We start from the raw sequence: 24488 nt of genomic DNA, 5'->3' as shown, positions 1-24488 counted from the left end.
CGTCGTTGGTTCAGTTGCTAGCTAGTTCGTTGAGGTAGACTTCGAGCATGGTGTATCCGTTTTTCGCGATCTTGTTGCCGTCGGCGGGATTGTAGGGATCGACTTCGTGCTCGGTTTCCCAGGCGTCCGGCATGCCGTCGTGGTCGCTGTCGGCGGGGGCGGGGAGGCTTTTGAGATCGGGCCAGCCACCTACATCGTTTTGGGAATCGATGATGCCGACGGTCTTCGATGGGTCGGCTACTTTCTTTACGGTTTTGTAGATGCCTTCGAATGTGGCGGTGCCAGTACGAGCTTCCTCGACGATGCGGGTGTCGATGGGGTCGCGTTTTGGCAGGGTGGCGCCGGCGTATTGAAGAACGGATACGTATGCGTCAGCGGCTGTTTGCTGGTTGATGGGCATGGCACCCCAGGGCTGGTCCAGCTTGACATAGCTGTCTCCGCGTACGCCGCTCCAGTTGTCACGAGTTACAGAGGGGCTGCCTTCGATGACGTTGTCGGCCACAAACCAGTGTCCTTTGTCGTTGTCTCCGCGTTGGGATGGGTCGGCCAGTTCAGCCTTCTTGGCTGGGTCGGTCGCGGGGCCGGGCTTGTAGTAGTTGGCCACCATGTTAATGTGGGAAGAGCTGAACTTTTCGTTCCCTTTTTGCTGGGCTTCCGCTCCGTAGGCGCTGCGGTATCCCCAGTTGTAGAGCACGTTGTTGCGGTAGTCGGTATAGCCCGAACCGGAGGCGAAGCGAGGGTTGCGGCTGGAGTGGTGGGCGATGAGGTTGTGGTGGTAGCTGCTGTAGTTGGACCCCCAGATTCCTCCGAAGCCGTGCTTCGATTTAGCGTGGTTCGAATCGAACAGGCTTTCGGAGATGATGGACCATTGTACGGTGATGTTTTCGCAGTGGTAGATGGACATTGTCTCGTCGACGCTCCAGCTGGCGGATACATGGTCGAGGATTAGGTTTTTGACGTAGCGAGCGGAAATGGCGTCGGAGTCCTGTCCTGACTCGTCGCCGAAACGGACGCGAATGTGGCGGATGATGACTTCGTCGGCTCCGATGGTTAGGGGGTAACCTTTGACGCAGATACCGTCGCCAGGGGCGGTTTGGCCGGCGATGGTGATGTATGGGTTCTTGATGCCGAGGTTGCTCTTTAGCTCAATGTTTCCAGAGGTCCTGAATACAACGGTTCGAGGTCCTTCGGCTTCGACAGCGGCACGCAGGCTGCCGGGGCCGGAGTCGTTGAGGTTGGTAACTTCGTAGACTTTTCCGCCGCGTCCGCCGACGGTGTATTTGCCGTAGCCTTCCGCGGTGGGGAAGGCGAGCTGCTGGGAGACGCCGGAGCAGGCAAATAGGGTGGCGACACTGAAAAGCGTGGCGATGGTTCGTTTGTTTTTCATTTGATTAGGCGTGTTCAGCTGAGCGATACGCACTGCAAGTGTATGGGGTGCGTTTACTGTGTTTTGAAGGGGGATCCCGGCCATCTGGTTGGTCCAAATGTGGGAAGCGGCCTTTTGCTGCGTTTGGGATTGACGCATTGTGCAACAAGGGCACTTCACATTGAAAAATCACTTTCCTGTAAGCTGGCGATGAATACAAAAAAGAGTGGATCTTTGAGATCATCGTAGGGTTTCGCGCAAAGCCGGATGGAGTCGGGAGCTAGCGTGCTACTGGATATTGAATACGAGGCGCTGGTAGCTGACGAGGGCAGGCGAACCGTTGTCGGCGACCTCGAGAATGATATGGACTTGCTTGCCAGGTTCGTTGGGAGCGGTGAAGCGGGCGCGAGTGGGGGAGTCGCTTTTTTCGATTTTGACAGCGGTGGCGGCGGAATCGGCTTCGGTGTATTGCCACCAGCGATACGTGAGGGAGTCGCCGTCGGGGTCGGTGGCGGTTGTGGCGAGGCGTACGCTTTGTCCGGGCTTGACCGTTTGGTCGAGGGGGCCTTTCGCGGAAATGACGGGAGCATGGTTCGCGTTTGCGAAGTCCTTGACGCACCAGTCTGCCCGGGCGGCGAAATCGTTTTGCATGGCGGCGGTCCAACGCCACATGGGCTTGAAGTATTCGCGGCGTTGTTCGGGCGTGGAGGTGGAACCGGGACGGAGACTGCTGCGGCCCCAGCCGTTGCTGCCGTACCAGCGCCCTTCTGGATAAGTGTAATCCGGATCTGGGACGGGGTCGAGCCAGGTGTTTTCTCGAACCCGAACGTAGCGTCCTCCCCAGCCGCCCCAATCGGGTGATTCCATGCTGCGCAGGCCGTTGACGATAGTGTGGAGGAAGGCGGGCGAGTCGCCTTCGGAGCGGAAGTCTCCGTCCGCGAAGCCCTCTTCGTCGCCGGTGTGGGCGGCGTAAAGAGCGCAGAGCGGACCGTGGTTTTGCAGTATGTTTTCCTTCATCCAAGGGCCTGCGAAATAGGTTTGCAGCTCGGTGGGTTGCACTTGTTTCCACCGGTAGGCGATGGCTTCGAACTGGTCGGAGATGATGGTAGGGATATCGAATTTTCCCCAGTGCGGCCGAATGTAGTCCTGGTAGGTGCTGTCCTGTTCCCAGATGAAGAAGAAGCGGCATTTGGCGGCGACTTCCGCCATACGATCTGGGTACTCTTCCTCGATGCTTTTGAGGGCGCGGGCGATGGTATTGGTGCCTCCCCAAGCTTGTATCCAGATAGGGCGGCTGTCGGTTTCATCGAGAAGGGCCTCGGCGATGAGCTGGGACCCGGCGGTGACTTCTTCCATCTCGCCTTCGGCTTTGACGTTTCCGAGCACCGTGCGTTCTCTAAGGTATTCAGGAGATGGGTACGCGGGGTCGTGCTTGAGAAGATTTGGGTAGACTTCTGCGTAGGCGGCTAGATTCGGTTCGATCCAGTCGTCGCCGGCCCAACGGTGGCCTTGCCAGTGGTATTGTGAGCTCGAGGTTACGATTCCCTCCACATCCCATTCGTTGGTGTAGAGCAGGAAGCGTATCATGGAGCACTGGTCATCGATCTCTCCGTCGCTGGTGACTATGATGCGTGGTCGCTCGGCGTCGGGTGTCGCCGAAAGCACGGTGCCGAGCGACAGGCAAGCCACTAAAAGGCTGCCGCGTAGGATGGTGAACATGCAAAGTGACGATCTGCGTAGATGCGATTCCATGGGGCGTAGGCGTTGCTGCTAAGTTTCGAACTCGATCGAGCGCTTTGGTGCTGCTCGATTTGCGGTTCTTTTGGGGTAGTGCTCAGTCTACACTTTGTTTTTCGATTGGTCTTCCTTTCGATTCGATGGTTTCTGACGCAATTCTAAGCATTTTTGCTTCTCATGCGTAAGAAGGAGGAGGGCATTAGGGGCCGATCGACTTGTCAGCCGAGCCTTACTTTGCCGATGGGCGGCTTTCTGTTGAATGCCCTAGATTTTGCGCGGCGGAATTAAGCTACTTTTGGTGGGCTCGGTATTCACGGGGCGAGCAACCGCAGGTTTGGCGGAAAGCGGAGTTAAAGCGGCTGAGGGTGTGAAAGCCGGACTCCATGGCGATATCCAGTATCTTCAGGTCTGTGGTGACGAGGAGCCGTTGGGCGTGGGATATTCGGTGATGGGTGAGGTAGTTGATGAGAGTGGTGCCGAAGGCCTTCTTAAACAGATTCATGGCGTAGTTCGGGTGGATCCCGGTCGCTTCACCAATTTGTTCGGCGGTAAGGGGCTCCAAATAGTGTTGGGCTATGAAGCAGGCGATTTGTTCGACCTTGTTGAGGCTCCCGTCCTGCAGTTTTACCATGTTGTCTTGTTTCTTCTGCTCCAAGGAACAGTCGTCGGCGACGCGAATTGCCATTCGGTGGAGGCGGGCGTGCAGCTCGAGCAATACGATATCCTGAACTTCGTTTTGGTTCTTTAGCAGGTCGGTCTCCCACTCTGCGAAACGGCTGTAGTCGAGCTCGGCCTTGCCGCCGAGATTCTCTTTCAGCAGGGAACCGTGGAGAAGGGTGCGCACGAAGGCTTCGGGAAGTTTGAACTGCAGGAACCAGGCGAAGGGAATCGTGGTGACGTAGTAGTCGGTGTTGTCCTCGTAGTCGATGACCTGATGGGGAATCGAAGCCCAGAAGGCGGCAAGCTGGCCGGCGGAAATTTCGACCTTGGATCCTGCAAGCAAGTAGGTGACGCTGCCTCTCCTGAGGAGGTTGAGTTCAATCTCGTTGTGGTGGTCGGCCCTCCTCATGTGCTCAGGCTTCCAGGAAACGCAGGTAAGTCCGTAGGGCTTAAAGTCAGGTCTTTGAGGATCGAAATGCTCCATTGTTCAGCATGCTTAACGCTCGCGGCTGGGTGACATCTCTAGTGATGGGGTAGTAGGTGTGCCCTACGAGCTTCGGCGACAACAATACTGTATGAGGATAAGATCGTCTAGTTGAATATTTGCGACTTGGTGACTTTATTCTAAGGGTCTTTTCCCGACCGCTTTCACCTAGCGAGAGTGTTTCGGGCACTGGCGAAAAATTGGGTATCGAGTGGGCCTCGAAGTGTGAAGGGACCGTTATTTATCATTTCGATATTAGGATAGAGGTGATTGTGAGGGTTTTTTAGGAGGAACGGAAGGTATGCTCAGCTGTATACTGCTAACCTTCACGGACGTCGTACAGTCGGAGATATGTTTAACCCAAAGGTTAAGTAATCGCTGGCCGCCATCGGGACGTCCAAGGCTCCCGAGAGGAGCGTTACCCCTATCCTTTATACATTGTGAAAAACAGTAATCAGTCGATTGGAGTCATTTTCGGGAATCGTGACTTTTTCCCAGATAAGCTTGTAACGGAAGCTCGGGCGGACATCAGCCGTCTCTTCGAGGAACTCGGTCTTGAGGCCGTGATGCTGGGCGAGGAGGAAACCAAGCTTGGCGGGGTCGAAACCCACGCGGATGCCCGCAAGTGCGCGGAGTTGTTCAAAGCGAACCGGGAGCGCATCGGCGGGATCTTGGTATGTTTGCCGAACTTCGGTGACGAGAAGGGCGTTGCGGACACCTTGAAGATGGCTGGGCTCAATGTGCCGGTACTTATTCAAGGGTATCCAGACGACTTGGACAGGCTCGACGTGATTCGTCGCCGCGATGCGTTCTGCGGAAAAATTTCTGTATGCAATAACTTGAGACAGGCGGGAATCGCTTACTCTCTCACCCGCAAGCACGTGGTGCATCCGAGCGATGCGTCCTTCGTGGAAGATTTGCAGCAATTCGTGGCGGTATGCCGCGTGGTGGGTGGAATTCGCGGTTGTCGAATCGGAGCGGTCGGGGCGCGTCCTGGAGCGTTCAACACTGTTCGTTACAGCGAGAAGATCCTTGAGCGCGACGGGATCAGCGTCACGACCGTCGACCTATCGGAAATCCTGGGAGCCGCTGACAAGTTGGCTGCCGATAGCGAGGTCATCGTATCGAAAATCGAGGAAATCAAGGCGTATGCGAATGCCTCTCTGGTGCCTCAAGCGAAGCTGGTTCAGATGGCGCGACTCGGCGTGGTGCTCGACAATTTCGTAGAGGAAAACACGCTGGATGCCACTGCCGTGCAATGCTGGACTTCGGTGCAAGCGAACCACGGCTGCAACGTTTGCACGAGCATGAGCATGATGAGCGAAGAGCTCTCGCCGAGCGCTTGCGAGGTGGACGTCACCGGTGTGCTTACCATGTACGCCATGCAGCTGGCTTCCGGCTCTCCCAGCGCCCTTGTGGATTGGAACAACAACTACGGCAGCGAAGACGACAAGTGCGTGCTTTTCCACTGCGGAAACTGGGCGAAGTCGTTTTTGAAAGACGCCAAGATCTCCACGGCGCCTATCCTCGGAACGGTTGTGGGAGAGGAGAACACTTACGGAGCGCTCGATGGACGCACTCCCGCCAGCACCCTGACCTATGGGCGTATCACAACCGACGATACAAACGGCAAGATCCGTGCGTACATCGGAGAAGGCCAGCTGACGGACGACAATTTGAAAACTTTCGGCAATCGCGCGGTGGCAGAGGTGCCCAAGCTGCAAAAGCTCATGCGGCACGTTTGCCGCGAAGGCTTCGAGCACCATGTGGTGATGAATGCCTCGCACACGGCCGCCATCCTCAAGGAAGCCTTCGAGGTCTACCTCGGCTGGGAAACCTACTACCACGAAGCACCTGAAGTCTGAAGGACCGTAGCGCGGCGCTTCAGCCCGCGACCGTGTTGCAGGATGTATTCTGTGCGGACGCTGTCTTACGTTTAGGGCTACGAATTTTGAAAAACCTTACACCATGAATTACACCGACGGACAACTAGAGCTGAAGTCGCTGAAATTGCGACGTAGCGTCATCAAGTGGATCAAGCACGCGGGGGCCGGCCACACGGGCGGTAGCTTGTCTTGCATCGATATTTTAAATGTATTGTACAATCGGATACTGAAGGTCTCGCCAGCGACCTTTTCGTCGCCGGATCGTGATCGCTACGTGCAGAGCAAGGGACACGCGGTTGAGGCCTTGTTCGTTGTCCTGGCCGATGCTGGCTTTTTCGATGAGTCGGACTTGGAAACGCTTTGCGCCTACCAGTCTCATTACGTGGGGCATCCGACCCGAAAAGTGAACGGCGTGGAGCAAAACACGGGCGGTTTAGGCCATGGTCTCCCGATCTGCGTGGGCACCGCTTTGGCGGGCAAAATGGACAAGAAGGACTACCGCGTCTTTACGCTTTTGGGAGATGGCGAGCTGGCCGAAGGTTCGAACTGGGAAGCAGCTATGTCGGCGGCCCATTACAAATTGGATAACTTAACGGCGGTGATTGACTGCAATACTTTGCAAATCGCGGGCCGGACTGCGGAGGTGATGAATAGCGAACCTTTGGTCGAAAAGTGGGAAGCCTTCGGCTGGTCGGTGCGTCGCATCGACGGTCATGACTACGCTGCCTTGACGGAAGCGTTGCAGGCTCCCTTGGAAAAAGGAAAGCCAAGTATGGTAATTGCGAATACAGTGAAAGGTAAAGGCGTGGACTTCATGGAAGACGTCGGAAAGTGGCACCATGGCGTGCCGAACGACGAGGAATACGAACGTGCCATGGCAAGTTTTGAAACTCAGATCGGTATCAAGGAAGGAGCATTGTCATGAGCGCTCCAGCACCCTCTATGTACAGCGCCGCGGCCGCAGAAATCGCCGCGGAGATCGGACTCGCCAAAGGTAAGGCGAATCTCGAAGTCTTTGCTTCCACCATGGAAGAGATGGCGGCGAGCGACAGAAACGTGGTAGCGGTCGTGAGCGACTCGCGCGGTTCGGGCAAGCTGGCTCCTTTTGGCAAGGCTTATCCCGATCAGCTCGTCGAAGTGGGGATCGCTGAGCAGAACCTAGTGGGCGTTTCAGCGGGGCTCGCTTCGGCAGGGAAAAAAGTTTTCGCCGTATCGCCCTCGTGCTTTTTGACGGCGCGTTCCTTGGAGCAGATCAAGAACGACGTCGCGTATTCAGATAATCCTGTCACCTTGGTGGGAATCAGCTCCGGCGTAAGCTACGGCGCTCTCGGGACGACGCATCACTCCTTGCATGACTTCGCGGCGCTGCGGGCGATCAATAATCTGATCGTCGTGTGCCCAGCGGACAACTACGAGGCGGAGCAGTCGGTACGGGCGGCGGCCGCGCTGGAAAAGCCCGTTTTCATCCGCTTCGGAAAGGCTCCGCTTTACAGCTTGGGCAAGGAGAGCGAGCAGGCTTTCGAGTTTGGCAAAGCTCGCTTGATTCGCGAAGGCAATGACCTTGCTTTCATCGCCACTGGCGAAGCAGTGATCCATGCCTTGCTCGCGGCCGAGAAGTTGAAGCGAGACGAAGGGCTGGAAGCTCGTGTGCTCAGCGTGCATAGTCTGAAACCGTTTGATAGCGAGGCGGTGCTGTCCGCTGCCCGAGAATGCAAAGCGATCGTGACGGTCGAGGAGCACATGGTAAACGGTGGTCTAGGCGAAGCGTGTGCGGCTACAATATTGGAAGCAGGTATCAGCGCTTGCGCGTTTCGGCGCGTCGGCATTCCTGACGAGTACACGGTGACTGGCAGCCAAGCCGATATTTTCCGCCACTATGGGATTTCCATGGAAGGCCTTGCCGAGACTGCGAAGGCGCTTCTTTCCAAAGCCCAGTAGGCTCTTTTTCCATGCCCCATTTCTTGTCCTTAGACCAAAGTACCTCGGCTACGAAAGCCCTGATTTTCTCCGAGAAGGGAGAGATCGTTGCTCGTGCTTCGCTGGAACATAAGCAGCACTATCCTAAGCCCGGTTGGGTCGAACATGACGCTGAGGAGATTTGGTCGAACACCTTGTCGGTCGTAGGCAAAGTTATCGAGTCGGAGGCCGTGGAGCTGAAGGATATTGCCTGTGTTAGCATCACCAACCAGCGAGAGACGATCGTGGTCTTCGAAAAGGGCACAGGCAAGCCGCTCTACCATGCGATGGTTTGGCAGTGTCGGCGTGGCGTCGAGCTTTGCGACGCGGCGATTGCGGGGGGATTTGAAAGCATCGTTCAGGAACGCACCGGTCTGAAAATCGACGCCTACTTTTCTGCGTCCAAACTGAAATGGCTCATGCGCAACGAGCCGGAGATCGCTCGTCGGATAAAGTCGGGCGAAGCCCTCGTAGGAACCATCGACGCTTACCTCATCTACCGTATGACGGAAGGGCGTACGTTTGCCACGGATACGACGAACGCTAGCCGAACCTTGCTCTACGACATTTCGCTGCTCGATTGGGACGATGAGCTTTGCGAGCTCTGGGAAACGCCGCGCCAAGCCTTGCCGGAAGTGCGAGACAGCGAAGCTCGTTTTGGCGAGACCACTTTCGAGGGATTGCTGGAGACGCCGCTCGAGATATGCGGCGTGATGGGAGACTCGCAGGCGGCCTTGTTTGCTCAAGGATGCTTTGAGCCGGGGACTGCGAAGGTCACCTTTGGCACGGGCTCTTCCATTTTGCTCAACATCGGTTCGGAGCTGAAGCGCTCAAACCGCGGAGTTGTCTCGACCTTGGCTTGGACTCGCGGAGGAGTGCCGACTTATGCCTTCGAGGGCATCATTATCAGCTCGGCGGCGACGCTCGCATGGTTAAAGGATCAGCTTGGATTGTTCTCCGACTACTCGGAGATCGAGCCCATGGCTCGCGAGCTGCCCGACAATGGTGGCGTCTATTTGGTACCCGCCTTTACGGGTCTCGGCCTGCCTTATTGGAAAGCCGATGCCAAGGCCATCATCGTGGGATTGAGTTCTCAGAGCGACCGTCGGCACGTGGTGCGGGCTGGTCTGGAGTCGATCGCTTTCCAAGTATGCGAGGCTTTGAAGGTGATGCGTTCCGAGGCAGGGATTTCTCTAAAAAGCCTAAAGGCGGACGGTGGCGCCACGACCAATCGTTTCCTGATGAGCTTGGTGGCGGATTTGTGCGGGGTGGACCTGAGCGTGGCGAAGATGCCAGAATGCTCGCCCCTTGGCGCTACGATGGCTGGGATGCTGGGGAAGGGCGTCGTTTCCTCGCCGGACGACTTTTCCTTTGGCGTTCCCGAAACCTTCGTGCCTGCAATGTCATCCGAGCAAGTTGATAAATTGATCTCTGGCTGGAAATCTGCGGTCGGTCAGATAGCTTGATCAGGCGGTTGATCGCTAGGCCGGCTGAAACGTGTCATAAAATTACTAATACAATAACCCTTATCGTACCCCCAAAAAAATGCGTACCCAAAAACTACCCCGATTTGTTTGGCTCACTCTATTCATCGCGCTCTCCAGCCTATTTTCTGGCTGTGGAAAGAACGATTCCACCGCATCTGGCGACGATGCTGGGCCGAAGCGAATGGCAGTCGTGGTATCGACTCTCAATAACCCATGGTTCGTGGTCTTGGCCGAGACTGCCCGAGACCGAGCGGTCGAGCTCGGCTATCAAGCCACTATTTTTGATTCTCAGAACGACCCGTCCAAGGAGTCTGTGCATTTCGATAACTTGATTGCTTCTGGCTACGACGCGGTGCTCTTTAATTGCACCGATGCCGAAGGTTCGATCGCGAACGTGCGGCGGGCGAAGCAGGCCGGCATTCCGGTTTTCTGCATGGACCGTGAGATCACTGCGAACGACGTGGCCACCTCCCAAGTCCTTTCGGATAACTATTCCGGATGCGTGGCGCTCGGGGAGTACTTTGTCGAAGTGGTTGGCGAGGAGGGCGAATACGCTGAAATCTTGGGCATCATCGCCGACACCAATACTTGGAACCGTTCCAAGGGCTTCCACAGCGTGGTGGACCGCTTTCCCGGCTTGAAGATGGTTGCCCAGCAGTCCGCAGACTTTGACCGTGCCAAAGCTTTGGAGGTTATGGAATCGATCCTGCAGGCTAATCCCAATATCAAGGCCGTCTTTTGCGGCAATGACGCGATGGCGATGGGTGCTTACCAGGCCCTGCTCGCTGCCGGAAAGGCCAATCAGGTCAAGGTCTTTGGCTTCGACGGGGCGGACGATGTGGTCAAGTCGATCGCTGATGGAAAGATCACCGCCACAGGTATGCAATTTCCCAAGCGCATGGCGCGAGTTTCGGCCGAAAGCGCGGATGCGTACATCAAGGGTAAGAGAGATTTCGAGCAGCGCACTTTGGTGCCTGTCGAGTTGGTAACGATTGAAAACGTATCCAACTACGGCGACTTCGGCCGCAAGTAATACAACTCGATCCGCCCACTTTGTCCTCTTGTTTTTGAAGTTCTTTCAAAAAGATGAATACTGTATCTAAACCGTCGCCTGCGACTCCGAAAAAATGGCTTCGCGTTGGCGGAACGATCCTAGTCGTAGCAGCGCTTTGGATACTTTTTCCTCCGTTTGGAATCGTTTCACTGGACGAGGATGGTAAAATTCCCTCGCAGTCGAATGCAGAGGTCTTTGATCCGACCGCTTTTGTTGAGACTTTCTGGAAAGGGAAACTGGAGCCGCGGTTCGAAAGCGCGACGAAGGTGACCGTATTGGTTGAAGCTCTCTCTGACGATTTAGCTGGGGCGGTCGAAACCTATGGCATCCGGCAAGGAGATGTCGGCCCGGCCTATTTTTTGACTCAGGGCGAGGCAACGATCGTGGCCTTAAAAGGCCGTCGAGCTACTCTCGCTATTGGGAAGTCTGAGGTAAATCTGTTGATCGCTCCCCCTGTATTCGGAAATACGGTACGGGATGGAACGGGACTTCTGAATCTGAACGATTTTCCGGGGCTGGAGGAGTTCAACGCGGTTTCGGCGACTTTGAACCATAAAGTCGAAACCGAGGTCATGCAAACACTCGGCGGGAATTTGGAAGTCGGGACACGTCTACGCTTCGTGGGTTGCGGCAAGGCGCCAAGTTCCCTCGGGGACGGGCCTATCGCAGAGTTTATTCCCCTGTTTGTGGAGGTTGTTCAGTGAGCATCGAGTCAAAGTGTATCCTCGAAGCGGATAACATCGTTAAGACTTTTCCTGGAGTGAAGGCCCTTTCTGGGGCGGGGCTTCGGGTGCATGCCGGCAGGTTGCTCGCTCTTCTCGGAGAAAACGGGGCCGGCAAGTCGACTTTGATGAACGTGCTTTCTGGCGTGTTTGAGCCGGACTCCGGCGATATCTTGGTCGATGGACAACGTGTCCAATTTAAGAATACGCGGGAGGCGCAGGCTTGCGGCATCGGTATCGTCCACCAGGAGCTAAATCTAATTCCTTACCTTTCGGTAGCCGAGAACGTGTTCCTTGGATGCGAACCTCGTTCCTGGACCGGCTTGGTTGACTTCCCGAAGATGGAAGCGGAGACGGCAAAGATCCTCGAGCGAGTGGACTTGCGGGTAGAGCCAAGCGAGCTCGTCGCGAATTTGCGGGTCGGGCAGCAGCAGCTGGTGGAGATTGCGAAAGCCTTGGCCTCGGATGCGAGGGTGTTGATCCTTGACGAGCCGACCTCTTCGCTCTCGTCCCACGAAGTGGATACGCTTTTTTCGGTCGTGCGGGACTTGAAGGAAGACGGTGTCGGTTTGATCTACATTACGCACAAATTTGAAGAACTCGCGCCTATCTGCGACGATGTAGTGATCTTTAGAGACGGGCAGAGGGTCGGCGAAGGTTTACTGTCCGAAATGAGCCGAGATCGCATCATCGGCTTGATGGCAGGTCGAGAGTCCAAGGAGCTTTTTCACAAGGAAGCCACGGAGCTGGGCGATGAAATCTTGCGAGCCGAAAACATCAGTTTGCCCGGGGAGGGCGTGGGACGCGCTTTTCTCGTGGACCAAGTGTCGCTCTCGCTTAGGAAAGGCGAAGTGCTTGGCCTTTTCGGCTTGGTAGGGGCGGGTCGCACTGAACTGCTGGAGTGCTTGTTCGGAGCGCACGCAGGCCTGGCTAGCGGCACGGTCTTTATCGACGGAGAAGCGGTCAACTTTCGCACACCGGCCGACGCGATCGCGGCTCGCATGGCCTTTGCTCCGGAGGACCGTAAGCGCGATGGCTTGGTATTGCCCATGAGCGTACTGGAAAACGCCAGTTTGCCGACTTTGGAAAATTCCATTCGCTTCGGTCTCGTCGACGAGGGCAAGGAAGCTTCGTTTATTAAGCCCTATATCGACCGCTTCCGGGTGAAGACTCCCAGCTTGCAGCAAGCGGTGGTCAATCTGAGCGGCGGCAATCAGCAGAAAGTAATTCTGGCCAAGTGGCTGGCGACCGAGCCGCGGATCTTGCTGCTCGACGAGCCGACGCGCGGTATCGACGTAAACGCGAAGCGGGAGATCTACAGTTTTATCGACGAGCTCGCGAAAGCTGGGCTGGGCTTGATTGTAGTGTCTTCGGAACTACCAGAAGTATTGGCCTTAGCGGACCGAGTTATCGTTCTTTGCGAAGGAAAAAAGACAGCGGAGTTTAGCCGGGAAGAGGCGACTCCAGAACGAGTTTTGCATGCGGCCCTGCCTGACAAGGCCCTAGAGAGTGAATAGACATGAATTCTGAAACCTTATCAGCTAATCTAAACCGTTTCCGGTCGCTTCTCGCCCTGGGGCTCATGGTGATCGCCCTGAGCTTTCTATCCGACCAATTTCTGACTGCGGACAATGGCTTCAACATTCTTCGTCAGATCTCGGTAAACCTTTGCCTATCGATCGGCATGACCTTGGTGATCGTGAGTGGTGGCATCGACCTCTCGGTGGGGGCCATCCTAGGGCTCGCGGGAGCGGTGGCTGCTGGTCTCCTGAAACACGGACTTTCCATACCCTCGCTCGGGGTGGCTCTCGTTTTCACGACTTCCGGAGCGATTTTGGCAGGGGTGCTCGTCGGCGGCGCCGCGGGTTGGGCAAATGGCTTTGTAATCACGCGGTTTCGGTTGCCGCCTTTCGTGGCGACGCTCGGCATGCTGAGTATTGCCCGCGGTCTGACCATGCTTTGGACAGGTGGCTTCCCGATCACCGGTTTAGGCGATACCTTTGGGGCGGTGGGAACAGGAAGTTTTCTGGGAGTGCCCATGCCGGTTTGGATCATGGCGGCGATGGCGGCTCTTTTTGTGGTGGTGACAAAGAAGTCACGCTTTGGGCGTCACCTATACGCGGTGGGCGGCAACGAGCGGGCTGCTCGCCTGACAGGCCTGCGCGTGAACCGTATCAAGATTGCGGTATACACTTTGGCCGGAGCTCTTGCCGGGGTGGCCGGGCTGATCGTCACTTCGCGTCTCGACTCCGCCCAGCCCAACGCGGGCCTTGGCTACGAGCTCGACTCGATCGCGGCGGTGGTGATCGGGGGAACCTCCTTGTCCGGCGGACGCGGCACGGTGATCGGCACGGTGCTGGGCTGCTTGATTATCGGTGTGCTCAACAACGGTCTTTTCCTGCTGAACGTCTCTCCCTTCTGGCAGCAGGTTATCAAGGGAGGTGTCATCCTTCTCGCGGTGGCGATCGACAAGATGAATTCGAACGAACGCGACGCGTAGAAGTCGGCCAAGGCGTGTTTTGATTGGATTGCTCGCGTTGCTCTTTTGTTCGACTTAAGCTTTTTGAAAGAAACAAAGACCGGTTTTGCCTCTGCAGCCGGTTCGCCTAAAGTAAACAAGCTCCCCGACCCACGTTGATATTATAATCAACGAAGGGGCGAAATCGCTTGTTAATCAACTGAACAAAACGCCATGAAACGAATACCGCTACTCTTACTCCTTTTTATCGCCTGTGTCAGTCTCCGCGCTGGAACGCTGGAGAAACATCGCATGATCGTGCTCACCGACATGGGCGCGGATCCGGACGATGAGCAGTCTTTGGTACGGCTTCTACTCTATGCGAACCAAATCGATATAGAGGGGATCATCGCCACGACATCCTGCTGGCACCGCGATAGCATACGTCCTGACTTTATCGATACGATTTTGGATGCCTACGAGAAGGTGCAGCCAAATCTTCTCAAGCACGAGAAGGGGTACCCGAGCGCGGATGAATTGCGAGCGGTGGCCAAAGACGGTATGCCTAAGTACGGTATGGAAGGCGTAGGCGAAGGCATGGATACGGAAGGTTCCGAATGGATCATCTCCGCTTTGGAAAAGGAGGACGAGCGGCCACTTTGGATTTCGGTTTGGGGTGGTCCTAACGTCTTAGCCCAAGCTCTCTATAAAATTGACAAGACTCGTTCTAAAAAGGAAGCCAAGCGTCTTATAGAGAAGCTCCGCGTCTATACTATCTCCGACCAGGACGACAGCGCGATGTGGATGCGCAAGACGTTTCCGAACCTCTTCTACATCGTCACCCCGACTGATGATTACGGCAAAGCTACTTGGATCGCCATCAACAACAACCACGAAGGCAGCGATAATTCGCTGGTGAGCAATCCGTGGCTAGCTCGCAATATCCAGCAAGGGCACGGTCCTCTTGGCGCAAAATATCCCGATACAGCTTGGGGAGTGGAAGGGGATACGCCCGCATTTCTGGGATTGATTCCCAATGGGCTCAACGCCTTGGAACGGCCCAACTGGGGGAGCTGGGGTGGCCGCTACGAGCTCAGCATACCCGATATCGCGTCCTTCCAAGACGGCAGCTCGGTCGTCGTGCCGGAGCCGGAAACGCGTCCTATCTGGACGGATGCGTCCGACACCTATACGCCGTATCGGATCAGCCAGTACAAGCGGGCCATCGAGAAAGACGAGAAAAGCTATAGTGGAAATGCGGTGACGCTTTGGCGTTGGCGCGAGGATTTTCAGAACGACTTTGCCGCTCGCATGGATTGGTGCACCATGAGCTACGAGGAGGCGAACCATCCGCCTGTGGTGCATCTAAATCACCCGAGGGAAATCACCGTCAAGTCCGGTCAGGGCTTCACTCTCGACGCGTACGGTAGCAGTGACCCCGATGGCGATAGCATCAGCTACCTTTGGTTTCATTACCCTGAGGCAGGCACCTACAAGGAGTTTGTTTCCCACAATGGCGCGGAGAATTTCGACCGGGTGAACTACACCGCGCCCAAGGTAGACAAGGAAGAAACGCTGCACATTATTCTCAAGCTCTCCGACAAGGGTACCCCGGCGCTTACGCGCTATGCTCGAGTCATCGTGACGGTCGAGCCGTAGTTGGCTCTGCGGTGCGGACGCGACTCATTTGCGGTCAAAGCGCGGAGGGCGATGATACCTCTGCGCATCGATGTCTTCACGCTCGCCAAGGGCAGTTGCAGTTTGGCGGCGATCTGCGGATAGCTCATGCCGGTTTCGCAGAACATCTTGATCGGACGTTTCAGGGTGGGGCTGAGCTGCTCGATGGCGCCGCGCAGTTCCTCCAAATTCGAAGCAAGTTCTACTTCGCTATCGGGCGAGCGATCCGAATCGTAGAGTGGTTTGGCGCTTCCGAAGCAGTAGGGATCGTCGGTGAAGCAGATAAAGTTCTTCCGCCTTATGCGGTCGATGGCGGTCCGTTTGGCGATCACTTTGAAGAGGGCTAGAGCTGCGCCGTTGCGAGTATCAAACGAGGAGCTGTAGCTATACAGCTTCAGCATCGCGTCGTTGAAGATCTCCTCGGCTTTTCCGTGGTCGTTGACGATTTCCAATATAAAGGTCATCCCGATGCCGCGGAAACTGTAGTAGAAGCTTTCAAACGCGCTTTCGTCCTCGTTGCCCATGCGGATGAGCAATTCGTCGGGATCGGGGTCCGAGTCGGCGTTTGTTTCCGAATCGTATTTTTCGAATAGGCGAACCATTGAACGATAATATCTAAGAGTGTGGAGTTCTGGGCGGCTCACGGATAGCTTCCGCGAACCGGCGGGGGAGGTACTGCCTGCAGTGGAGATTTACAGTTCTCCTTTGGGGCTGGATCTTGCTCCGTGACGCATGGCCTTGCTCGCTTACGATGGGGCATGCGGTATGGAGCGAGATCCAGCCCGATAGGAGGCGGTGTCCGCTGCGTTTGGCGATGAAGCTTATTTCAGCTGGACTTCGATTTGCATGAAGCGGCGGTCGTTCTCCTGTACAGATTCCGTATCGCTTACGGATTCCTCGACCATGGGGGCCGTGGTATCTGGGTAGGGGCTGTCTTCGCTGCTCCAGATCGCAGTTTGTAGGGGCAGGTCATTCCCTGCCAAAACACGGTAGACGAGATCGGTCGCCGCCTTCACGCGATTGAAGGTGAGGGAGAGGCGTCCATCTACGTATTGCTCAACGAATGCCGGGGCGCTCACCATGGTGGGGTAGGAGCCAGTGGCGTACTCCATGAGGTTTTCTATTCCGTCGCCATCGGGATCCGCGCTGTCCAGAGCGTTTCCGGTGGCGTCGAAGGTACCGAAGTAAGCCATTCTCCAATTGCGGATCGGTTGGTCACTCACCATTATCTGTGGCTCGAACTCCAGCAGGTCGAGCAGTGCCCAGTAGTTGCTCGCGGCGTCGTTCTTTCCGACCACGGTGAGGCGAACGTATTTGGCGCCGGAGGTGGTGAAGCTGACGGCGAGCGGGTCGATGTCCTCGTAGACTCCAGAGGAACTGTAGAGGTCGATGGGATCGCCGAGGTCGGTAAAAGGTCCATCCGGGCTCTCGGCGACGGCGATTTGCACGATGCCGCGGCTGCCCCATTTCTTGGTTCTCATGGAGAGCTGGTAGTCTCCGGCTGAGAGGGAGGGGACGGCGAAGGTCGCGTAGTGTCCGACTTGCGTAGACTGCATATGCAGGCCTCCGCCTCCGCTGGCGGGGCCATCCGTGAAGCTGACCACGCTTGTATTGGAATCTTGGACACTGAGCTTTTCTGCCTCGAACACGGTCGAATCGAAATCGACAACGAAGCGATCGAGAACGACTCCAGCGTCTACCATCCAAACCGTGAGAGTCTGTAGGCCAGCCTGCGTAATTTCATGCGTAGTGACTCCGTGGGACGCGGCCCGCAGGGTATTGGAATTCCAAGCGGCAGAGTATTCCGCGGCATTTATGTCAACGATCTGCGGGGCGGCTCCGTTGAGGGAGATGGCGTAACGCAGACCGGGATGATCGGCGGTGATACGATGGGTGGGCAAACACTCCGTTTGGATCTCAACCTGTCCGGTGCTGAAAGTGTAGAATTCGTAGGTGAGGGACGCGGTGTCGGCTGACAGGTTTGCAGGATCGAGGCTTGCAGCCGTCACGGGCAAGATAGTCATCCCGTCATGGGAAGCGGTTGCTCCATCTACGAGGGTCCATGAGATGCCGTCGGGGTGGTCTTGTCGCGAGGTGTAGTCTTCGGCTTCGATGATGACTCGCGAATCGGTTTCGACCGCGTCGGGAAGGGCGTCGAGGTTGAGGTCGAAGGGGTAGAATGCGCGAACGTTTACGGTGCGCGCTTCGCCGCCGGCGCTGATCGTGACTTGGCCGGGGATGGCGTAGCCACGAGGCGTCTGGCTCCAATCGACGCTAACCATGATTCTGGCATCTGTATCTCCGGAGGCTTGACTGAGCTCGATCCAGGGGTCGCTCGCAGTCGCGGTCCAGGTCAAGGCGCCAGTGCCCTCGTTGAAGATGTCGATGAAGCGTTCCGCGTCGGCGTGGCGCGTGATCTTCGGCAGGTCGCCCGCTACGCCTTCTTCCAGCGGCATCTCGGAGCCTTCGATGGCGACGCCGAGTCCGGCGGCTGAGGCTGGCGTGTAGCTGCCGACGGCAGGCATTATGAAGGCGTTTTGCGTTTCTTGAGCCCAGCCAGGAAGCTGGGAGATGTCCATGGGGTTGAGCATGAAGTCCCATTTTCCGCCGGCGTTTGTTTTGTTGTAGAATTCGGTTTCCGCCAGCAGGGCGTCGTGCGCGGCTTGAGCAGCAGCGGCGAGGTCTGCGGTCGCGGCGCGTCCTTGGCTCGCCCAGAGTCGGCTTTGCTCGGCGAGAAGCACGCGACGATTGACGAAGTGGGAGCCCTTCGCTGGGTAGAGTACCATAGCGTAGAAGGCAGCCTTTTGTTCGGCAGGCAATTGGGCGTAGATGTCCTCGGCTGCTGCGACCATCGCAGCGAAGTCAGCGAGGCGTTGGCCTGCTTCGTCGCCGTTGTCGGTGTGGCTGAAGCCGCTATCGTTGCGATCGAGATGTTCGGGACGCTTGACGATGTTGAGGTGGAAATATTCCTCCAAGACATCTGCGATAGCGTCAGCGTGAGTGGCTCCGAAGGTTCGCTCGGCCCATTGGCTGAGGTAGGCGCGCTGGTCGAAGTCGCGGAAGGCTTCAGGGTCGCGGGCCATGCGAAGGAAGAAGTCCGTGCCGATTTCGTGAGGCTTGAGATCGCCCACGTTGACGAGCCACATGTTCTTGGCCTCGAAGTCCCATGCTTTGGTCATCTCCGAGCGGGTCATGCCAGGAGGGGTGGTGCAGAGCCACAAATAGCTTGTTGGCACGCCCCAGTAAGAGAGGTGGTAGTAGACGCCGGAGCCTCCGGAACGAGCTTGCTCTTGAGCGGTCGAGAGCTGGCGGATGTATCCATGGTTGTCGTCTGGCCAAAGGATGGTGACGTCGTCTGGAAGCTGCAAACCAGACTGGTATTGCACCAGCGTCTCCTTGTAGGGGATGAAGATTTGCGGCATTTCCGAGGCGTCCTTGTTGACGTAGTCGCTGATCATTTGACGTTGGTCAGGGATGATCTCGTCTTGGATCTTTTGGGCTTTTTGGGCATCGGTGGTGCCGGCTGGGGCGAGCATGCCAGCATCCGTGCGTCCGCGCATGCCGATCGTGTAAATCGCTTCGGTGTCAGCGGTTTCGATGACGCGTTCTTCCCAGAAGTCGTAGATGTTCGAGCGATTGTTCCAGTAGTTGTAGCTACCGCGTTCGCTCTCGTTGTATTCGTGGCTGTTGCGCAGCATCGGCTCGTGATGGGAGGTGCTGATGACGATCGCGTAGTCGTCCGCAGCTTCCATGTTGCCAGGGACTTCGTAGAAGGGAGTCGTCATGACTGGGTACTCGTGCATGGCGGGCCAGATAACGTTTGAATGCAGTCTGAGCAGGAGCTCGTAGATGGTGGAGTAGGTCTTGGGACCGATGTTTCCGACCTCGGGTTCGAAGGTGTTGGCGGCCCATGGCTGCAGTCCCCAATCCTCGTCGTTGAGGAAGATCCCTCTGTATTTAACTCCTGGAGACGGCTGCGTGTGATTTCCAGCTACGTAGAGCGCTGTTTTCTGCTCGGTGGGAATGTCGCCCCAGAAGTACCATGGCGACACTCCCATCGACTCGGAAAGGGCAAAGACTCCGAACGCGGCGCCGCGGCGATCGCTACCTGCGATGATAAGGCCACGGCTCACGCCAGGTAGTGGGTTTTCAACGACAGCTGCGGTGTATGCTTCCCACTTTCCTTGGATCGCGGATACGTCGATTTTTCCGTCGTTCACGAGGGCGTCGATAAGAGGGCTCGACCCAAGGGTGCCGATGAGGATGACCTCCGATGCGGAGGGAGCGGCGGTGGACGCTGTTGCAGCGATCCCTGTTACACGCTCGATATCATCCGCGAGGGCTTCGGCAGCGATTCCCACCACGGCGGCATCCGCTTCGCTGTAGTGGATAGCGGCTGCTTGTCCGCCGCCGGCGATTTTCAAGGAACCGTCGGCAGCGGTTTCCGTTACGCTCATGAAGGGAATTGCGAAGTACTCACCATCGGGCGTGGCTGGGGGATTCGATCCGTCGTAAGCGGTCCACGGAGCGCTGGAACGATAGGCAGACTCCGCGTCTTCCAGGGGACCAAGGTCGTCGGCCTTGACGATCCAAGCGCTAAAAGTGTCGAAATGGATATTTGTCGCAGACCCTCCGGAACGGGTTGTCGAAATGTTGATGCGAATGGATTCTGCGCTAGCAGGCAAAAGGGACTTTAGCTCCACGAGAGTCCATGGGGCGTTGGTAGGATCGTAGGCGGTGCCGTTGTTGGCAATGTTTACGAGCTCGCCGGTGGAAGCGGAGCCGACCACAGCTGAGGACGCATCCAAAAAGTCGATACTGACGGTGCTAGCGTCGTTGTTGTCTGTATCCTGGTAGTAGAATGACAAATCGATCGCAGCCTCGTCCGCCTGTATCAGGCTGAGGATAGCAGGATTGACGGCTACTGTTTGGGAGAGGGTTGAGGAGCTTGGTTGGGAGCCCGCTCCGCCTGCGAGGCGATTTGCGGAGAGGTAGAGAGAACCTCCTTGTGGCTCGCTCGGATCTTGCGGGAAGGATCCGCCACCCGTGCCGTCTTGGAGCCAGAATCCAGAGCTGGCGCCCTCGTCGGTCCAGCCTTCGATGGGCGATTTGCTGCCAGTGCCGTCTGCTCCCGTCTCGAAGTCGCCGTTGACGATGGCTAGGTAACCTGGGGCGGTGACGATCTCGCCGCTAAAGGAATCGAAGTGCACGTTGGTAGCCGAACCGCCGACTCGATTGGTAGAAATGGAAATACGAATAGACTCTGTGCCTACAGGGAGTTCGTTCTCGATCTTTACCTGTGTCCAAGGGGCCGTGGTGGAGTTGTAGGCTGTCCCGTTGGAAGCGATGTTTCCAAGGCCTCCACTTGAGGCGCTGCCCAACACGGTAGAAGAGGTATCCAAGAATTCGATATCGACGACAGCTGAGTCGTTATCGTCGGTGTCTTGGTAGTAGAAGCTCAAGCTAACGGCCGCTTTGCCTTCCTGGACTAGAGGCAGGTCAGCGGAGTCGATCGCTACGACTTGAGAGAGAGTCGAGTCGCTCGGTTGTGAACCTGCGCCTCCAGCGAGGCGATTGCCAGAGAGGTAGAGGGCTCCGGCTTGGGCCTCGTTTGGATCTTGCGGGAAGGATCCCCCTCCTGTCCCATCTTGCAGCCAGAAGCCCGCGCTTGAGCCGTTGTCGGTCCACCCGGAGATAGGAGCTTTGCTGGATGTGCCGTCGGCACCGGATTCGAAGCCGCCGTTTACAATAGGTAGCGTAGCGGCGTGGGAGAAGGGTGCCAGCAAAGCCGGGATTAGTAGATGGTACAATCGTTTCATTTGGCTACAGGATTTGGGAGGGCTCTATGGGCTCTCTGGTTAGGATTAGGGCTGGGGTTGCGAGTGGATCCCGAGTAAAGAGGGAACGGAAGTGGGGGGCTGCTCTAAGCTCCCATTCTCGGGTGGGACAAGGTATCTAGAAATAAAGGTGGCTACTTGTATTCAGGGGACGGGCACAAATGTGCCTTAGTCTGCCGGAGCGGCAGGGTACTGGGGTAGGCGCTAGGAATTGGAGAGACCGCCTATTGTTTATATCAGTTCGCTAGTTTGGTGGCCACCCCCCAAACGGGGGAATTTACCTCTAGGGAAGGGGCTTTCCTCTGGATACATGAAAAAAGCACAGGACTTTTTAGCCCTGCGCTTTGTGGAAGTTCGTCGTTGGTTAGCTTGCTAAAGCTGAATCTGATTTGGGTTTAATCCCGGCTGCTTGTAACGCGCTCCTGCAGTGTTTGTGGCTGCTGGGAGAGCGGCCGCTGGCTCTCGTTTATTACTCGCTCTCGCCCCATTTTTTTTCGAGGCGCTCGAGTTCCTCTTGGTTCAAGGGAATGACGGAGCCGTGGCGAAAGTGGAAAGGAAAGGTGAAGTTCTCGGCGGGGGTGAATTGCCCGCTCGAAAGGTCGTCAGTGACGTAGGGTTGGTAGCCGGTGCCTTTGGAGTATTGGTCGAGGATTAGGGGCCAGCGGCCTGGCTGTCCGTCTTTGGCTGGCTCGACTTGGTAGGTTCTTTGTATCGGCTTAGTGGGTACTTTAATGCGAGTTAGTTTTCAGCCTTCTCCAGGATGCCGACGATGGAGGTTTCGTAGTCTTCGTAGGTGGTGTAGCGGCCTTGGACCCAGATGGCGATTTTGTCGAAGTCGTGATCGCGGGGGACGATGGGGCGAATGTTGTCAACTTGGGCGTCGTTCGTCAGTTGTTCGAAAGTCCAAGAGCCATTTTGCAAGGTGCCGCGGAACATTTGATAGCGGCCGGTGCTGTTGGCTTGGCCGGTGGCTGGGTCGACGTCGGCGGAGAGGTAAATCACATCCGTGTTTTGCGGATCGATGGCGATGCCTCCCGCGTAGTGCTCCTCGCGGTCGTAGAGATGGGTGCCAGCGAAGGCGATCTGCTGCTGGGTCCAGGTTTTGGATACGTTATCCCAATGGGCGATGCGGTAGCGCAGGTCGTTGCCCACTTCGTGATCGACGGAGTTGATGAAGGCGGCGACGGGTTGGCCGAGCTTGTCGTATTCGAGATCCCATACCCAGCCGCGTCCGGCTTCTGTGCCTGCGTAGATGCGGGTGCCGTCGGAAGGGAGGAGGGGCTTTGTCTTCACCTCTTCGAGACTACGGATGAAGGTGCCGTCGCTTTTGTGGAAGGCTTCGTTCTGGTAGTAGATGTGGTAGACGTTGTTCTCGTGGTCCTTGCGTGGATGGGCGTCGGTGAAGATGAGGTCGATGCGGTCGGTGCCGTTGTTGGCGTACTTGACGTAGGGTCGAGTGCGGTCGTTGCCGGAGCGAACGAGCTCGATGGGGTCGCTCCAGGTTTGGCCTTCGTCTTCGGAGATGAGTAGGGTGGGATTCCAGCCGACGCAGCGCATGAAGTTGAAGACGCGGTCGTTTTCGGCGGTGAGCTGCACGAGGTTGTTGTAAGTGGTTTTGGCGGGTGCCTCGATGGCCTTTTCCTCCGACCAGTTTACGGTTCGCCAGTTGTCGGGGCCTTTCTTCGTTCCGTGGCGGGTGTACCAGACGGGCTCGAGGTGGTGCTTGGCGTAGGCGGTGAGGAGATTGCCGGAGGCGAGCTGGAGGATCGCGGGGTTGTTGTGGTCGTCCTTGCTCTGCCAGCTGCTAAGCGGGTAGGGGCGATAGGCGAAAGGGCTTTGCACGAGAATGGTGCTGTAGTAATCGATGCGGCTGGTGCCTTGGGAGTCGATGGAGCCGATGTAAAGGCCAGCGCCATCATAGAGGACGCGTTCGTCGTTGAACCAGGTCCAGACGCCGTCGCGGGCGAGAAGCTTGATTTCGTAGGGATCTTCTAGCTCGGCGAAGTCGCTGTTTGTGAGGTCCATCTTGTAGAGCTCGCTTGCGGCGAGGAGAAAGGCGCCGTGGGTGTAGTCGATGGAGTCGCTGGGGCGGACGTGCTCGGGGGCGCCGCCTACGAGCTGGGCGTAGCCGAGGCGGCCGTCGGTATTGATGCAACTGACGAGGCCTTCCCAGCCTTTGAGGGCGACGGGCAGGTAGGCTTTTTTGTCGAGGTAGCCGCGGTTGATGCCGGCGAGGAGGCCGTAGGTGAAAAAGGAGGTGCCGCTGCTTTCCTTCATGGGTTTCCAATCCGGATCGATGAGGCCGGGGCGCCACATGCCGTCGTCTTGTTGGATATCGACGAGAACGCGGGTCATTTTGACGAAGAGGTCGATGTAGTCCTGGCGGCGGGGATCGTCGGCGGGAAGGTGATCGAGGGTGCGGATGAGGCCACCGTAGACCCAGCCGTTGCCGCGGGACCAGAAGACGGGTTTGCCGCTCGGGGTCTTTTTGCCGAAGTAGCTTTCGTCTCGGTAGAAGAGTCCGTCCTCCTCGCTGAAGAGGAAGTCGACGGTGTCCCAGTACATTTCATGCAGCAGGTCGAGGTAGCGTTGGTCTCCAGTGGCCGAATACATGCGGGTGAGGACGGGAGGGGCCATGTAAAGGGAGTCGCACCACCACCAGACGTTGCGGCCGGTGAAGGGGCGTGGCTCGCCCTTCCAGACAACGTGGGCGAGTTCTTCGCGGGCGATGGTTTCCTTGCCGAAGTAAGGTTCGAGGGCGGCGATGGTATCGGCTATCTGGTGCGGCTGCTTCTCGTCGAGGTAGACGTCGAGGAAGGTTTGGGCGGCGCAGATGTCGTCTGCGAAGAAGTGTTGTTCGGAGAGTTTCCAGTCGGCGGCTTCGCACCAGGCGAGGGCTTTTTCGCGGAAGGTCTCGTCGCCGGTGGCTTGGTAGGCGGCGTAGAGGCCGCTGTAGTAGGTGCCGACTTTCCAATCAGTCTCGATGACGCCGCCGAATTCTCGCTCTTGGAAGTCGGCGACCCGCTGCATGATCTCCTTAACCGATGCCGGGTGGGTGAGGATTTGCTGGGCGGTGTTGATCGGTTCCGCGGTTGCGAAAGTTGCAGTGAAGAGAGCAATGCTGCCCGTCAGGATCGTTTTCAGATAAGGGGTCATAAGATTGG

Annotated in this window: 15 protein-coding genes; 9 read left to right on the top strand and 6 right to left on the bottom strand. The window is 56.9% G+C overall.

What is annotated here, in order from left to right:
• Positions 1-10 precede the first annotated feature (10 nt).
• The 3 genes from IEN85_RS23550 to IEN85_RS23540 form a co-directional block, all read right to left on the bottom strand.
• Entirely contained in the window at positions 11-1387 is a 1377-nt protein-coding gene (locus tag IEN85_RS23550) for a pectate lyase family protein (RefSeq protein WP_224772907.1), read from the bottom strand.
• 267 nt (positions 1388-1654) lie between these two features.
• Positions 1655-3118, bottom strand: coding sequence for a DUF1593 domain-containing protein (locus IEN85_RS23545; protein ID WP_224772905.1), 1464 nt, complete (start codon positions 3116-3118; stop codon positions 1655-1657).
• A 274-nt stretch (positions 3119-3392) separates the two neighbouring features.
• Positions 3393-4172, bottom strand: a complete 780-nt coding sequence (locus tag IEN85_RS23540) for a helix-turn-helix domain-containing protein (RefSeq protein WP_224772904.1) — start codon at positions 4170-4172, stop codon at positions 3393-3395.
• 515 nt (positions 4173-4687) lie between these two features.
• Here IEN85_RS23540 and IEN85_RS24855 point away from each other — a divergent pair.
• The 9 genes from IEN85_RS24855 to IEN85_RS23495 all read left to right on the top strand — a co-directional run bounded on the left by IEN85_RS24855 (position 4688) and on the right by IEN85_RS23495 (position 15469).
• On the top strand, positions 4688-6112 hold the full coding sequence (locus tag IEN85_RS24855) for an L-fucose/L-arabinose isomerase family protein (RefSeq protein WP_191619572.1): 1425 nt from the start codon (positions 4688-4690) through the stop codon (positions 6110-6112).
• 103 nt (positions 6113-6215) lie between these two features.
• A complete protein-coding gene (locus IEN85_RS23530; protein WP_191619571.1) occupies positions 6216-7058 on the top strand; it encodes a transketolase in 843 nt (280 codons plus the stop codon).
• Between the two features lie 17 nt (positions 7059-7075).
• Complete coding sequence (locus IEN85_RS23525) at positions 7076-8071, top strand: transketolase C-terminal domain-containing protein (protein WP_191619714.1); 996 nt, start codon at positions 7076-7078, stop codon at positions 8069-8071.
• Between the two features lie 11 nt (positions 8072-8082).
• Positions 8083-9555 carry an FGGY-family carbohydrate kinase gene (locus tag IEN85_RS23520; protein ID WP_191619570.1) on the top strand — a complete coding sequence of 491 codons (1473 nt, stop codon included), beginning with the start codon at positions 8083-8085 and terminating at the stop codon, positions 9553-9555.
• Between the two features lie 79 nt (positions 9556-9634).
• On the top strand, positions 9635-10609 hold the full coding sequence (locus IEN85_RS23515; RefSeq protein ID WP_191619569.1) for a D-ribose ABC transporter substrate-binding protein: 975 nt from the start codon (positions 9635-9637) through the stop codon (positions 10607-10609).
• A 53-nt stretch (positions 10610-10662) separates the two neighbouring features.
• Positions 10663-11334 carry a DUF2291 family protein gene (locus tag IEN85_RS23510; protein ID WP_191619568.1) on the top strand — a complete coding sequence of 224 codons (672 nt, stop codon included), beginning with the start codon at positions 10663-10665 and terminating at the stop codon, positions 11332-11334.
• Positions 11331-12869 carry a sugar ABC transporter ATP-binding protein gene (locus IEN85_RS23505; protein WP_191619567.1) on the top strand — a complete coding sequence of 513 codons (1539 nt, stop codon included), beginning with the start codon at positions 11331-11333 and terminating at the stop codon, positions 12867-12869. Before IEN85_RS23510 ends, IEN85_RS23505 begins: the two co-directional genes overlap by 4 nt.
• A 2-nt stretch (positions 12870-12871) precedes the next feature.
• The gene (locus IEN85_RS23500) at positions 12872-13852 is read left to right on the top strand and encodes an ABC transporter permease (protein WP_191619566.1); all 981 of its coding nucleotides are present in this window, start codon (positions 12872-12874) and stop codon (positions 13850-13852) included.
• 192 nt (positions 13853-14044) lie between these two features.
• The gene (locus tag IEN85_RS23495; RefSeq protein WP_191619565.1) at positions 14045-15469 is read left to right on the top strand and encodes a DUF1593 domain-containing protein; all 1425 of its coding nucleotides are present in this window, start codon (positions 14045-14047) and stop codon (positions 15467-15469) included.
• Here IEN85_RS23495 and IEN85_RS23490 read toward each other — a convergent pair.
• The 3 genes from IEN85_RS23490 to IEN85_RS23480 form a co-directional block, all read right to left on the bottom strand.
• Positions 15436-16089, bottom strand: coding sequence for an RNA polymerase sigma factor (locus tag IEN85_RS23490; protein WP_191619564.1), 654 nt, complete (start codon positions 16087-16089; stop codon positions 15436-15438). The two genes, IEN85_RS23495 and IEN85_RS23490, sit on opposite strands and share 34 nt — an antisense overlap.
• 219 nt (positions 16090-16308) lie before the next feature.
• Positions 16309-21306, bottom strand: a complete 4998-nt coding sequence (locus IEN85_RS23485; RefSeq protein ID WP_191619563.1) for a glycosyl hydrolase 115 family protein — start codon at positions 21304-21306, stop codon at positions 16309-16311.
• Positions 21307-22062: 756 nt separating this feature from the next.
• Positions 22063-24480: a glycoside hydrolase family 88 protein gene (locus IEN85_RS23480; protein ID WP_191619562.1), complete on the bottom strand. Its 2418-nt coding sequence runs from the start codon at positions 24478-24480 to the stop codon at positions 22063-22065.
• Positions 24481-24488: the final 8 nt, after the last annotated feature.

The sequence above is a fragment of the Pelagicoccus enzymogenes genome (assembly GCF_014803405.1).
Classification (GTDB): Bacteria; Verrucomicrobiota; Verrucomicrobiia; order Opitutales; family Opitutaceae; genus Pelagicoccus; species Pelagicoccus enzymogenes.
This window is presented reverse-complemented; position numbering and strand designations above follow the sequence as displayed.